General features: G+C 59.6%; 13 protein-coding genes. 10 read left to right on the top strand and 3 right to left on the bottom strand.

Going from position 1 to position 13,670, the window contains the following annotated elements:
* Nucleotides 1-52 precede the first annotated feature (52 nt).
* The 8 genes from J2T60_RS10100 to J2T60_RS10065 all read left to right on the top strand — a co-directional run bounded on the left by J2T60_RS10100 (nt 53) and on the right by J2T60_RS10065 (nt 9,116).
* A complete protein-coding gene (locus tag J2T60_RS10100) occupies nt 53-346 on the top strand; it encodes a DUF3775 domain-containing protein (protein WP_253449442.1) in 294 nt (97 codons plus the stop codon).
* A complete protein-coding gene (locus J2T60_RS10095) occupies nt 346-945 on the top strand; it encodes a TetR/AcrR family transcriptional regulator (RefSeq protein WP_253449439.1) in 600 nt (199 codons plus the stop codon). Before J2T60_RS10100 ends, J2T60_RS10095 begins: the two co-directional genes overlap by 1 nt.
* Nucleotides 946-951: 6 nt before the next feature.
* Nucleotides 952-1,980, top strand: a complete 1,029-nt coding sequence (locus J2T60_RS10090; RefSeq protein ID WP_253449436.1) for a metal-dependent hydrolase — start codon at nt 952-954, stop codon at nt 1,978-1,980.
* 397 nt (nt 1,981-2,377) lie between these two features.
* Nucleotides 2,378-4,303, top strand: coding sequence for a S8 family peptidase (locus J2T60_RS10085; RefSeq protein WP_253449433.1), 1,926 nt, complete (start codon nt 2,378-2,380; stop codon nt 4,301-4,303).
* Between the two features lie 512 nt (nt 4,304-4,815).
* Nucleotides 4,816-6,417 carry a S8 family peptidase gene (locus J2T60_RS10080; protein ID WP_253449430.1) on the top strand — a complete coding sequence of 534 codons (1,602 nt, stop codon included), beginning with the start codon at nt 4,816-4,818 and terminating at the stop codon, nt 6,415-6,417.
* Nucleotides 6,418-6,564: 147 nt separating this feature from the next.
* Complete coding sequence (locus J2T60_RS10075) at nt 6,565-7,518, top strand: ABC transporter ATP-binding protein (protein WP_253449427.1); 954 nt, start codon at nt 6,565-6,567, stop codon at nt 7,516-7,518.
* A complete protein-coding gene (locus J2T60_RS10070; RefSeq protein ID WP_253449424.1) occupies nt 7,515-8,291 on the top strand; it encodes an ABC transporter permease in 777 nt (258 codons plus the stop codon). Before J2T60_RS10075 ends, J2T60_RS10070 begins: the two co-directional genes overlap by 4 nt.
* Nucleotides 8,292-8,363: 72 nt before the next feature.
* Nucleotides 8,364-9,116 (top strand): glutamine amidotransferase, encoded by a 753-nt coding sequence (locus tag J2T60_RS10065; RefSeq protein ID WP_253449421.1) that lies wholly within the window; start codon nt 8,364-8,366, stop codon nt 9,114-9,116.
* Between the two features lies 1 nt (nt 9,117).
* Here the strand turns inward: J2T60_RS10065 and J2T60_RS10060 are convergent, their stop codons facing one another.
* Both J2T60_RS10060 and J2T60_RS10055 read right to left on the bottom strand, forming a co-directional pair.
* Nucleotides 9,118-9,858, bottom strand: coding sequence for a sulfite exporter TauE/SafE family protein (locus J2T60_RS10060; protein WP_253449418.1), 741 nt, complete (start codon nt 9,856-9,858; stop codon nt 9,118-9,120).
* A gap of 247 nt (nt 9,859-10,105) precedes the next feature.
* A complete protein-coding gene (locus tag J2T60_RS10055; protein WP_253449415.1) occupies nt 10,106-11,047 on the bottom strand; it encodes a DMT family transporter in 942 nt (313 codons plus the stop codon).
* A 275-nt stretch (nt 11,048-11,322) separates the two neighbouring features.
* On the opposite strand from J2T60_RS10055, the gene J2T60_RS10050 reads away from it, so the two are divergent.
* Nucleotides 11,323-12,243, top strand: coding sequence for an NAD-dependent protein deacetylase (locus tag J2T60_RS10050; RefSeq protein ID WP_253449412.1), 921 nt, complete (start codon nt 11,323-11,325; stop codon nt 12,241-12,243).
* A 26-nt stretch (nt 12,244-12,269) separates the two neighbouring features.
* Here the strand turns inward: J2T60_RS10050 and J2T60_RS10045 are convergent, their stop codons facing one another.
* Nucleotides 12,270-13,196 (bottom strand): universal stress protein, encoded by a 927-nt coding sequence (locus tag J2T60_RS10045; RefSeq protein ID WP_253449409.1) that lies wholly within the window; start codon nt 13,194-13,196, stop codon nt 12,270-12,272.
* Between the two features lie 200 nt (nt 13,197-13,396).
* Between J2T60_RS10045 and J2T60_RS10040 the strand changes: the two genes are divergently transcribed.
* Entirely contained in the window at nt 13,397-13,645 is a 249-nt protein-coding gene (locus tag J2T60_RS10040) for a PA2433 domain-containing protein (protein ID WP_253449406.1), read from the top strand.
* Nucleotides 13,646-13,670 lie beyond the last annotated feature (25 nt).

Here is a 13,670-nt window from a genome sequence, read left to right as displayed (position 1 = left end):
CCGGCAAGGTTGAGTACGCGAAGCGTTCCTCCGCACCATTGAGGCATGTGTCATGAAGCATCTTTCTCGAGAAACCATCACCGATTTGATCAACCTTCAGGGAACCGGTGATTACGATGCCCTGGCCAGCACCCTGAGGGGGCTGTCCCAGGACGCGGTGGCGGAACTCAAGGCTTTGCTCTGGCTGGCCCGTGATGGCGAATCCCCCCGCCACTGGGAAGCACTGGTGATTGAGGCCCGTTCCAAGGTGGATCTCAAGACCGCCGGCCTGTTTGCCGAGGATCCCCAACTGGCCAACAGCCTTACCGAAGGACTGGAGATTCTGGAGGATTCGGGGCGTTTGTGATGTCTTTGGGGCGAGCGCGAATCCTGGATGCGGCATTGGCCCTGGCGGCGGACCGCCACTGGGAAGCCCTGCGCTTGCGGGATGTGGCTGAGGAGCTGGGCGTCGGCCTGTCCGATTTGCATCCCTGTCTGGGTGAAAAGGAAGATTTGGTGGACTGGTTCTGGGATCGGGCCGATGCCGTCATGCTTAGTCAATGCCGGGGTCCGGACTTTGACGCCCTGGAATTTTCACGCCGCTACGAGACCTGTGTTCTGGCTTGGCTGAGTGTACCCTTGAGCCACCGGCGTACCTTTCGGGAAATGCTTTATGTGCGCATGGAGCCGGGACACCTGCATATTCAGCTGCCCACCCTGTTGCGGGTGAGTCGTACCGTGCAATGGATGCGGGAAGCTTGCGGACGGCGCGGGACCTTTCTTCGACGGGCCACTGAGGAGGTGGTATTGAGTAGTCTGTTTGTGTCCGCCCTGGCCGACAGTCTCAATGATGACAGCCTGGGCGGTCAGCGCAGTCGGGATCGATTGCAGCGCCATATCCGCTGGGCCGTGTCGGCGGGGCGTCTTTGGCCCACCACGCCGCCCCGCACGCCGCACTCGCTTTAGGCCATCATGGATCCCTTTACCCATGCCTTGAGCGGCGCGGTGGGTAACCGGGCTCTGGGCCCGACCCGTCCCGCACCCGGGCAGTTCAGTCATGGAGAACGCCTCTTTCTGGGGGGCGCCTTCGCCCTCTGGCCGGACATGGATTGGGTGATTCACCTGTTTGCCGATGAACTGGTCTATCTGAATCTGCATCGTGGGGTGACCCACTCCCTGGTCATGCTGCCGTTCTGGTCCCTGTTGCTGGGATGGTTGCTGTGCCGTTATTGGCCCCGTCATCGGGATTGGCGGGACGGGGTGCGTATCGTGGCCGTCAGCACCGGTCTGCATATCCTGGGTGATTTCATCACCAGCTATGGTACCCAGTTGTTCGCCCCTCTTTCCTCCCAGGCGCTGGCCTTTCCCAGTACCTTCATTATCGACCCCTGGATGACCTTGATCCTGCTGCTGGGCATGCTGCTGCTATGGCGTGGCTATGGGCGGACCACGGCCCGGATCAGCCTGGGCCTGGTGGTGGCGCTGGTGCTTTTTCAGGGCAGCATGAAGCTTCAGGCCCTTGAGATTGGCCAGCAAATGGCCCGTGCTCAGGGGCCGGGGCCCCATTCGGTCCATGCCCTGCCCCAGCCCATCAGCCCCCTCCACTGGCGACTGGTCGTGGAACATGAAGACCACCATCTGGAGGCCCATCTGGGCTTTCTCCGCCGCCCGGACCCGGTGCCGACCAGGTCGAATGCCTTGACTCGTCATTGGGGCGTGTTTAGGCCCCCGGGCCACCTGGAGTGGCGCGCCTATCCCCGCTTCGGCGAGGGTGACGAGGCGGTGTTTGCCCGTGCGGCCTGGTACCAGCCGGCCTTCTCCGGTTTTCGCCAATTTGCCGGATTGCCCTATCTGCTCGGCGTGGAGATGCAAGACGATCGCCGTTGTGCGGTGTTTACCGATCTGCGTTTTCGAACCGAGGGCTTTCCCAGCCCCTTTCGCTTTGCCATGTGTGAGGACGGGGAGGGGCAGTGGGAGAGGCAGCGAAAGGGGCAATGGTGAATCCCTGGGGCAGGCTGCGCTTGTTGTGTGTGAGCAACGCAAGTTCCTGCTGATTCCTTGTTTTTTCTTTTATAACAACAAATTGGAAGTCCCCGTTCCTTGAAAAACGGTATCGTCACTTGTTGTATTTTAGTTTCGAAACTGTGAAGCCCATCACAACATCCCTCCGCTACCAGCCCTAGGCTGAATCCGTGGCTTGGGGTTGCGACCCCGGCAAACCGTGGCGGCGAATTGATTTCGCCGTTGCGTCGGCTCCTCTTTTTGGCCGCAGGTGCCTGCTCGGAACGCGGGCACCGGAGTCGTACAAGGGACGCTTTCGTTGATATCCGCGGATATCGAATTTGTCACCCAAACCGGCTTGCGGCCACGGTTGATCGGAATTTTTCCGGAGGGTTTTGTGAATAAACTGTTATTGAGTACTTCCGTTGCGCTGGCCATGACCGCCGGGTCAGCGACTGCCATGTCCGGCATCGGCGATGATGCCAAGATCCAGGGCATGGACCATCCCGACCGGGTCCCCGGCAGCTATATTATTATTCTGGAAGAGTCCGAAGTGGGCGTCCAGAACATCAGCACCACTGCCCGGAACCTGGCCGAATCCACCGGCATGAACGTGGAGCGGGAATTTTCCACAGCACTGCGTGGCTTTACCGTAACCACCGGTGATGGCCTGATGGCCGAAAGCGGTTCGCTGGAGCGTCTGGCGGCCGATCCACGCGTGGCCTACATCGAAGCCGATCGCAAGATGTGGCTGCACGAGCAGGTTCAGGACGGCGCTACCTGGGGCCTGGATCGTATTGATCAGCGTAACCTGCCGCTGGACGACCAGTATGCCTACGATGCCACTGGTGACGGTGTGGATGTATTCATCATCGATACCGGTATCAATGCCTCCCATCAGGATTTTGGTGGCCGGGTTGCCGGCGGTATCAACACCGTGGACAACAACAGCAACTTCGATGACTGCAATGGCCACGGTACCCACGTAGCCAGCACCACCGCCGGTTCCGAATACGGTGTTGCCAAGGACGCCACGCTCTATGGTGTGCGTGTCTTCGGTTGCTCCGGTGGTACCACCAACGCGGCCATTCTGGATGGGATTGACTGGTCCGTTCAGCAGATGAACGGTCCGGCCGTGGCCAACCTGAGTCTGGGTGGCGGCGCCTCCCAGGCGCTGGACAACGCGGTCAACAATGCTGCCAATGCCGGCATGACCATGGTGGTTGCCGCGGGTAACGAGAACCAGAATGCCTGTAATGTCTCCCCCGCGCGGGCGGACCAGGCCTTCACCGTGGGTTCCACCACCAGCAACGACAGCCGTTCCAATTTTTCCAACTTCGGCTCCTGTGTGGATATCTTCGCGCCCGGTTCCGACATCACCGCGGCCTGGATCAACACCAACACAGGTACCAACACCATCAGCGGCACCTCCATGGCAGCCCCGCATGTGGCCGGTGTTTCCGCCATCTATCAGGGTGAAAACCCCGGGGCCAGTCCGGCCCAGGTGGAAGATGCCTTGACGTCGGAAGCCACCCAGGGTGCTATCAGTAGCGTTGGTTCCGGTTCGCCCAACCTGCTGCTGTATAGCCGTGTCACCGATGGTAATGGTGGCGATGATGACGATGATGACGGCGGCGACGGTGGTGACGGCAGTGAAGGCCAACTCAGCAATGGTGAGGCCGTGACTGATCTGTCCGGCGGCCAGGGTGAAGAGTTGCACTTCTTCATGGAAGTGCCGGCCAATGCCTCCGAGCTGAGCTTCGACATGAGCGGTGGTAGCGGTGACGCCGATCTGTATGTTCGCTTTGGAGCCGAGCCCACCACCAGTGACTGGGATTGCCGTCCCTACGACTGGGGCAATGATGAGAGCTGCTCCTTCGATGATCCCGAGGAAGGTAGCTGGTACGTGATGGTGCGTGGCTATGAGGCCTTCTCTGGTGTCAGCCTGGTGGGCAACCATGACGGTTCTACCAGCGATCCGGATCCGGGTCCCGAGCCGGGTGCCTGCCCCAGTGGCTATGAAGAGTATGAAGGAGCCCTGAGCGGCGGTCGCGGCACCAGTACCCATGAGCCGGATGGCAATTATTACCAGTCCGCCGCTGGCGATCAGAACGGTATCCTGATCTCCCCGGATGACGCCATCTTTGATCTCTACCTGCAGCGCTGGAACGGCAGTTCCTGGCAGGATGTGGATTCCTCCCTGCCGAACTCCGGCACGGAAGCAGCCGAGATCAGCTACAGCGGTAGCTCCGGCTTTTACGTCTGGCGTCTGGAGATCTGGAGTGGCTCCGGTGACTACACCTTCTGCATGGATACCCCCTAAGTTCGGGGCAAATTCCTTGACAACAAGGTGAGCAAGATAGCCGCGGTCCCTTCGGGGGCCGCGGTTTTTTTGTAATCATCTACCTCGGAAATCTGAACGAAGCCGAAGCTACCCATCGATGGCTGTAGCTCGAACGGCCCTGAGAATAGCTAATGGACAACGCGAGAACCGAACCAGTTCCACCCTGCACTCGATCCTCCGGCCTGAAAGCAGTGGCTTCGACTTCGTTCGGATTGCTGATGTAGACAGTGTCGGATAGTGATGGACCTTGCTATTCTCCGCTGAATTCTAAGAAGATCTTTTTGTATCCCCTCCGCCGTCCTGCGCAGAAATATTGGCGGGAAAGCTGTAGTTATCCGGCTTATGTCTTATTGATGCGCTTCATTTGCTTTCCGTCTGTATTTCCCTGTCAAAACTGTGACCGGGTTCACAACGAATGGCGCCGCCATGCGCTTTAGTTAATGGCTCCAGACCATTGGGGTCCGGAGAAGCAACTTACCTGAGGGGGTATTATGCGTAAGCGAAGTTTATTGGGTGGGAGTATTCCCGCCATCCTTCTGGCTGCGGGCATGTCCCATGCCACGGATCTGACACAGGCCGATAATCTGCTGGGGGTTGACCTTGGCAAGGTGGCCATTGAAGGAATGGATCATCCTGACCGGATTCCGGGTAGTTTCATTGTCGTCCTCAACGAGGACATGATGGGCACCCAGTCGTCCAAGGACCTGGCCCGCACGCTGGCCAAGGACAGCGGTTTTCAGGTTAGCCAAACCTACAGCACGGCCCTTAGCGGTTTCGCCATTACCGCAGGTGATGCGCTCATGGCTTCCACTGAACAGAGTACCCAGCGTGCCCTGGCTGTCATTGCCCAGGATCCGCGGGTGGACTTCATCGAAGCCGATCGCCGGGTTTATCTCAATCAAAGCCAGTCGCCGGCCACCTGGGGCCTGGACCGTATCGACCAGCGCGATTTGCCACTGGACAACACCTACCAGTACCAGACCACCGCCAGTGGTGTGAATGCCTACATTCTGGATACCGGTATTCGTTCCAGCCATGCTGAATTCGGTAACCGGGTTCAGGGTGGTTGGACCGCCATTAACGATGGTCGGGGCACGGAAGACTGTAATGGTCATGGTACCCATGTGGCCGGCACCGTGGGTGGTGAGGTCTATGGTGTGGCCAAGGCGGCAACTCTGGTGCCTGTCCGTGTGCTGGGTTGTCAGGGTAGTGGTAGCAATGCCGGGGTAATTGGTGGCGTGGATTTCGTCGCCAACAATCATCAGGCACCGGCCGTGGCCAACATGAGCCTGGGTGGTGGTGCATCCAACGCCCTGGATAATGCCGTCAATGGTGCGGCGAGTGCCGGTGTCACCATGGTGACGGCTTCGGGCAACTCAAGCACGAATGCCTGTAATTCCTCCCCGGGCCGAGCTGCCGGTGCTTTCAATGTGGGTTCAACCACCAGCAACGATAGCCGTTCCAATTTCTCCAATTACGGTAGCTGCGTGGATATCTGGGCCCCGGGTTCCAATATTACGGCCGCTTGGCACACCAGCTACAGTGCCACCAACACCATTAGTGGCACCTCCATGGCCGCGCCTCATGTGGCCGGGGTGGCCGCCCTTTATTTGGGCATGAACCCCTCCGCCAGCCGCCAGCAGGTGGAAGCGGCTCTAATTGACAATGCCACAACCGGCCGTCTCAGCGGCATTGGTTCCGGTTCCCCCAACCGTTTGTTGTACAGCCTGTTTGGCGGCAACGGGGGTGGCGACCCGGGCCCCGATCCGGGTGCCTGTCCCAGTGGCTATGAAGAGTACGAAGGCACCCTGAGCGGCGGTCGCGGTGCCAGCACCCATGAGCCGGATGGCACCTACTACCAGTCTGCCGCTGGCAATCAGAACGGCATTCTGGTATCTCCCGACAACGCCATTTTTGATCTCTACCTGCAGCGCTGGAGTGGTAGTGCCTGGCAGGATGTGGCCTCTTCCCTACCGAACTCCGGCACCGAAGCGGCCGAGATCAGCTACAACGGAAGCTCCGGTTTCTACGCCTGGCGTCTGGAGATCTGGAGTGGCTCCGGTGACTACACCTTCTGCATGGATACCCCCTAAGCCAGGGTCAATATCCTAGACAGCAAGCTGAGCAAGACAGCCGCGGCCCCTTCGGGGTCGCGGTTTTTTTTGCTTCGGAGTGCGGCGGGCCCGGCTTTGTGCTCATGTTAAAGTAGGGCGCTTGTTCTGCCACGCTTGGATTTATTCATGAAAGCGCTGTCGATTCGAAACCTCACCAAGAGCTATCCCAACGGGGTTCAGGCCCTGAAGGGAATTGATCTGGATGTGGAGGAGGGAGATTTTTTCGCTCTGCTGGGACCCAATGGGGCCGGCAAGACCACCGCTATTGGCATTCTCACCTCTCTGGTCAATAAGAGCGACGGCACCATTCAGGTTTTCGAACATGATATGGACCAGTCGCTGGAGGCGGCCAAGGCCTGCATCGGCGTGGTACCCCAGGAGATCAACTTCAATCAGTTCGAGAAGGTTCAGGATATTGTGGTCAATCAGGCGGGGTATTACGGCATTCCCCGAAAACAGGCCATTCCCCGAGCGGAGAGGTATCTTAAGCAACTGGATCTTTGGGAGAAACGGGATGCCCCTTCAAGGGATCTTTCCGGAGGCATGAAGCGCCGTCTTATGATTGCCCGAGCACTGGTCCACGAACCTCGGCTGCTCATTCTGGATGAGCCCACCGCTGGCGTGGATATCGAGATTCGTCGTTCCATGTGGGATTTCCTGCGCGAGATCAATGTACAGGGAACCACCATTATCTTGACTACCCATTATCTGGAAGAGGCCGAGACCCTCTGCCGCAATATCGCGATCATCGATCACGGTCGCATCATCGAGAAAGCCAGTACCCGTCGCCTGCTGGATAAATTGAGCACCGAAACCTTCCTGCTGAATCTGGCTCAGCCGGTGGTGGATTTGCCCTCGATTGAGGATTACCAGCTGCGCAAGGTGGATGAAGGCTGTCTGGAAGTGGAGGTGCACCGGGATCAGCCGGTCAATGATCTGTTTCGGCAGCTGTCGGTGGCAGGTATTGAAGTCACCAGCATGCGGAACAAGGTCAACCGCCTGGAGGAGCTTTTTGTGCGAATGGTGGGTCAGGAGCGTCAGGCCCAACGTCGTCGTGACGAGACGGAGACAGCAGAATGAATCGTTATCGGCAGAATCTCGTGGGTCTCTACACCATTGTCCACAAGGAACTGACTCGGGTCCTGCGTATCTGGGTCCAGACACTGGTACCCCCGGCTATCACCATGAGCTTGTATTTTGTGATCTTTGGCCAGCTCATCGGTCGTCGGGTCGGGGAGATGGGTGGTTTGGAGTTCATGAGCTTTATCGCCCCCGGTTTGATCATCATGGCCGTTATTCAGAACAGCTACGGCAATGTGGTGTCTTCCTTCTTTGGCGCCAAGTTCGCCCGGCATATCGAGGAGATGATGGTCTCGCCCATGCCCAACTCCCTTATCCTCTTGGGCTATGTGGTGGGTGGCATGGGCCGGGGTCTGCTGGTGGGCTTGCTGGTGGCCGTGATCGCTTCTCTGTTTACACCGCTGAGTGTTTCCCATCCCTTCATCATGATCGCCGTGGTCCTGATGACATCCGCGGCATTTTCCCTGGCAGGGCTGATCAACGCGGTTTTTGCCAAGAAGTTTGACGATATATCCATTATCCCCACGTTCATACTCACGCCCCTGACCTATCTGGGCGGTGTGTTTTACACCGTGGAATTACTGCCGGGGGTCTGGCGGGATGTTTCCCTGTTCAATCCGATCCTGTATATGGTGAATCTGTTCCGGTACAGCATTCACGGCATTAGCGATGTACGCCTGGATCTGGCCTTTGCCATCATTATCACCCTGCTTGTGAGTCTGTATTTTATTGCCCTGTTTCTGCTCAAGCGGGGCATCGGTCTCAGGGCCTGAAATGCCCGCAAGGCAAACATGATGTAACAGGTCACCGGCTTGGTCTTGCATCGGTACACAGAGGCAACTTGCATGTCCAACAGCCTGACAGGGATACCACCCGGACGGGTGCTGGTGATACGGCAAATCGATTTCAAGGGCTTGGGCGCCCTTGGTCCGCATCTTTCCAGCCTGGGCTATGAGATCCAGTACTTGGATGCCACCCAGGATGATCTCAGCGCTGTGAAAGCCAGCGAGGCCGCCCTGGTAATTATTCTGGGCGGGCCACCCTGCGCCATGGATGATGCGCGCTTTCCCTTCCTGGTGGACGAGATGCGCCTGATTGAACAGTGTCTGCTGGCCAATACCCCGGTGCTGGGAATCTGTCTGGGTGCCCAGCTCATGGCCCGTGTCCTGGGGGGCGCCATCCAACGGCGGGCAGCCCCGGAGCTGGGTTGGTGGCCGGTGGAGCTGACCCCGGTCGGACAGCAGTCCTCCCTGCGTTTTCTGGATCAGGTTCCGGTTCTTCACTGGCACAGTGATGCCATAGACTTGCCTCCGGGTTGTGAACGTCTGGCCGGTACCGAGGCTTGCCAGGTCCAGGCCTTTTCCCAGGGCCGTAGCATTCTGGGGCTACAGTTCCACCCGGAAGTGGATGCCCGGAGCATGTCCCAGTGGTTGGTGGCCCATGTGGCCCAGCTGGATGCCCATCCCACCCAGTCGGTCGAACGCTTGCGCGACGAGACGCAGCGCTGTGCCCACTGGATGAATCAAAAGGCGGGGACGGTGCTCAGGGACTGGCTATCCCGGCTGGACGAGATGCGTCTGACCACCGCCCAGGACTAACTCAGGACAGTAGCTGCCAGGCGGCATTGACCACGGCCGTCAGGCCGGCCAGAGCCGAAACTGCCAGTAATGCGGGCCGCAACCAACCGCGATCAAGCCAGTGGGCCAGATAGGCGGATAACAGAAATCCGCTGATGATGGCAGGGAAGAGGCTCAGACCGGCCATCAGCTCCGACCACCCCAGGCGACCCACCCACCAGAGGGCGGCCAGGGAAAAGATTCCTCCCGGAATGAAACAGGCGGACAAGGTGCCTCGCAGACGGGCGCCTCGAACATGCTGGAACACCAGTGCCAGTGGAGGACCGCCGATGGAGGTGGTGGTGGCCATGAAGCCGGCTACGCCGCCGGCGGCAAACAGATGTCGTCCTCCGGGCAGGGGAAAGCGTCGGCTCAGGCTCAGGCCGACCCCGAGCAATACCAGTGCCCCGAACACCAGTCCCAGCGCGGATTCCGACACCACGCCCAGCAGGGCGGCGGCCATCAGGCTGCCCAGCAATTTCCCCGGCAGCACCCAGGCCACATCCCGGTAGACCACGGCGTGATGATCCCGCAAGAGGATGAGCAGGGGCAGACTCATGCCGATGATGATCACCGGAGCAGGAACCAGCATGGGATTGATCAGGAACAGTAGCGGTGCGCCCAGCAGGGCTACGCCGAAGCCAATGCTGCCCTGAACCAGGGCACCGATGATGACCACCAGACTTGCCAGAACCCATTCCCAGAATGACAGGGAAAATGCCAAGACAACCTCCCTTTGGTATCGCCCATCGTTTTGGGCTTTGGGTAGCTGGGAAATTCGCCCCCTTGCACCTTGGCTTTGGATACCTCAGTATTTTGTCCATTCCAAGAAAAACCATCATACACAGGAAGGGCCATGTCAGCGTCCAATGACTCAAGCAGGACACGGATGGGTCGTGCTAATCGTTTGTATTCACTGGGATTGGGTTTGATGTTGTTCGGGGTCGGATTGTCGGTGTTGGCCCTGATCCTTATTTAGGAGACCGCGGCTGTCGTCCGGCCCAGGCCATCAAGGCCATGGCCGATAACAGCAGTGCGGCACCGCTCCACCCCAGCTTGCCCAATCGTTCACCATGGATTGCCCAGGCCAGGACATTGGCCGTGAGTGGTTCGGCCAGAATCAGCATCCCGGCGGTGGCCGAGGTGATCAGGCGAACTCCGGCATAGAAAAGCGCATAAGCCACGGCCGTGGGTAGCAGGGCGATCCAGGCCAGAGCTGCCCATGTCCCTCCGGTGTTGGCTGGAATCCCCCCGGAGCGGAGCAGTACAAAACTGCCGAGTACCAAGGCTGCGATGGCCAGGGTGAAGGTGGCGGACCACAGGGGGGTGGCGCTGTGGCTCATGCGTCGGCTCACCAGGGTCAGCAGGGCGAAACAGAAGCTTGCGCCCAGGGCCAGTGGCAGGCCCAGGAGCAAACCGCCGGTGCCCGGTAGGTCCGGTGACTCTGCTCCGGTGACGATGAGCCCGGCACCGATAACGGCGCCCAACAAGGCCAGCGCGGCCCAGGGGGTAATGGCTTCGCCATACCAGGGCCAGGCAAGCAGGGCGGCCACTACGGGAATGGTGCAGATCGCCAGCAGAGTGGCTACCGCCACCCCCAGGGTGGCGATGGCAGCAAAATAGCCCACCTGGAACCCCGCCAGGCACAAACCCATGATGAGCAGAGTCATGCCGTTCTGCTTGAGCATGGTTCCGGGAAGGGGTGACTGTAGTCGCGCCACCAGGAAGAGCAAGGGCACGGCAAGGCCCAGCCGCCAGAAACCGATGTCGATGGCATCGGCCGTTTCGGCTTCATGGATCCATCGGGAGGCGACCCCCGCGGTCCCCCAAAGACTGGCCGCCAATAGCACCATCCATCCCGCGAGCAGGCGCTGACCGGCATCGCCACTGCTGCGCCATCGCTTCAATCCCATGAAAACACCTTGCTTCATTCCGTCAGACTGCCACTATAAAGGAAGGTGCGCCGCTTAGGGATAAGGAAGCTGGCGTGGACGTGAGCCTCTCCACAGTGCCGGCGGATATGGAAACCGAAGAGACTATTGCCCGGGTGGCCGAGTATGTGAGTCTGACCGAGCACTGAAGAGTGCGACGGGGCCGGTCCTTGGGGGAACTGCCGGGGTCCTTGAGTGTTCTGACGAAGTTGGACCCTTTGGTTTTTACTTATCGCTCAGGCTGGGACGGTATCGGAATGAAAGCCCCCAATGTTCGCATCCCCGAGTTCCGGCGCTGGCCGTCGGTGACCGTACCTGAAGCGGATCCGGCCGATCTGGCGCGCTTTCTGGAGACCCACCCGCACTGTCTCTTTCTCACGGGAGCCGGGTGCAGCACGGCTTCCGGTATTCCGGCCTACCGGGATCGCCAGGGCCGCTGGACCCGCCGCCAACCCATCCAATACCAGGCCTTCATGGCCAGTGCGGCCACCCGCCAGCGATACTGGGCCCGCAGTTACCTGGGTTGGCCGCGGATACAGGCGGCCCTTCCCAATCCGGCCCATCACGCCCTAGCCAGCATGCAGGCCATGGGCATCGGCAAGATGCTGGTAACCCAGAATGTGGATGCCCTGCATCAGCGGGCGGGCAGTTCATGCGTGGTGGAGTTGCATGGTCGTCTGTCCGAAGTGGTTTGCCAGGCCTGTGGTGAGCGTCTCTGCCGTGATCAGGTACAGCGCGATCTGATACGTCTGAATGGTGATTGGGATGCCCGGGTCCAGGGCATCAATCCGGATGGCGACGCCGAATTGCGGGAAGCGGATCATGGAGGGTTCCGGCCCAGCGATTGCCACCGCTGTCAGGGGATACTCAAGCCCGATGTGGTCTTCTTTGGTGAAAATGTGCCTGCCACTCGGGTCACCCGGATCCGTGATGCATTGGCGGAGAGCGATGCCGTGGTGGTCGTGGGTTCGTCCCTGGTGGTTTGGTCCGGTTACCGTTTTGTTCGAGAGGCGGCCAGCCGTGGATTGCCGGTGGTGGCTGTCAATCAGGGTCGGACTCGTGCCGACGCCCTGTTAACGTTCAAGCTGGGTCTGGATTGTGACCAGGCGCTTACGCGGACGATGCACCTTCTGGGGGATGGCGGGTCTCAGGAGGGTGTGCCGTCAAGGCGGCCCTGAGTCAACAGGGCCGCCTGGCCCGGAAATCAGGCCTTGTTGGGGAATCCTTCCGGCTTGATGGCCAGCACATCGCACTCCAGGCGTCCCAGAATGGCTTCCGCCGTGCTGCCCATGATCAGTCGGGTCAATCCCTTGCGGGTTACCGTGCCCATGACCAGCAGGTCCACCGATTGTTCGCGGGTGAAATCGGCAATCGCCCGCCGCGCTGGGGCATCCAGGAAGTGACTCCGATCCTGGCTGATTTGAAACTCCTCACTCAGTTCATGCAGAGCGCGAGTGTGGTGTCGGGTGATTTCGTCCCGGACTTTCTCGAACTCCAGCGACGGCCCCTCCAGGGGAGAGTTGGCGCCCAGGGGCTGGGTCTGGCAGGCATGGATGACATGCAGTTCAGCCCCATAGAGCTCGGCTAATGATTTGGCCGTGGCCAAAATGCGCCGGTCCAGCTCGGCGGGCTTGCCCCGCTCGTGGAAGGGATCCACCGCTGCCGCAATGCGCTTGGGGCTGTCCCCGCTGTCGGCCTTGGCCAACATCAAGGGGATCGGGCAACGCCGCAGCAGGTGCCAGTCCAGCGGAGTGAAGAAGGCACGGGAAAGGAAGGATTCATCATGGGAATCCTTGATCACCAGATCGTAGTCACCCGCCTCGATGGTTTCCAGTATCTGGTCAGCCAGGGGGTGGCCAATGACCACCTTGGTGTCTACTGATACGCCTTCGCTGTCCAGACCGGAAACCACTTCATCCAGCCAGTTCTCCACCTCTGACTGCCAGCCATCAATGGCCTGGCGGGTCAGGGCATCGCCCATGAGTCCGGATTCGACAATGGTTTGGTGGTCCTCAAAGACCGCCATGGTCAGGCGGGCACCGCTCTGACGTGCCTGGGTTATCGCCCGACGGGCGGCTGGATTCTTTTCCAAGCTGGGATCCAGAATGGCGAGAATATGCTTGGTTTCCATGGCGTGTGTCTCCAGCGCGATTGGTTGTGAACTTATTGTGAGGGTAGATTATCCACAATTCTGTGGCCTCAAATTGATCTGAATCAAGCTGAGGGACGATGACCCGCATAGCAGGGGGCCCCGGCGGGCCCAGAGTCCTGACTTGAGCTTGGCCGGTCATCCTGCCAAGCTAGTGGTAAGACACTGCAATGGAGGTGATTATGTTTAAGCGATTTTTGATTGTTCTGACCCTGTCCGTTTTGCCGGCCATGGCTTTTGCCCATAGTTGTCCGGCGTACATGGACATGATCGATGAAGCCCTGGAGATGGCCGATGAGATGGGCCTGAGCGAGGAGCGGATCGCCGAGGTGGAAGAGTTGCGGCAGGAGGGCGAAGAAGCCCATGAACAGGGTGATCATGACACCGCCCTGGCCCTGCTGGATCAGGCCCTGGGTTTGCTGGAAGGGTGATCCCGTTCAACCGGGGCCATCCGCT

Origin of the sequence: Natronospira proteinivora (genome assembly GCF_024170465.1) — a bacterium.
In the GTDB taxonomy this organism is placed as follows: Bacteria; Pseudomonadota; Gammaproteobacteria; order Natronospirales; family Natronospiraceae; genus Natronospira; species Natronospira proteinivora.
The sequence above is the reverse complement of the archived record's forward strand: the minus strand, read 5'-3'. Positions and strand labels throughout refer to the sequence as shown.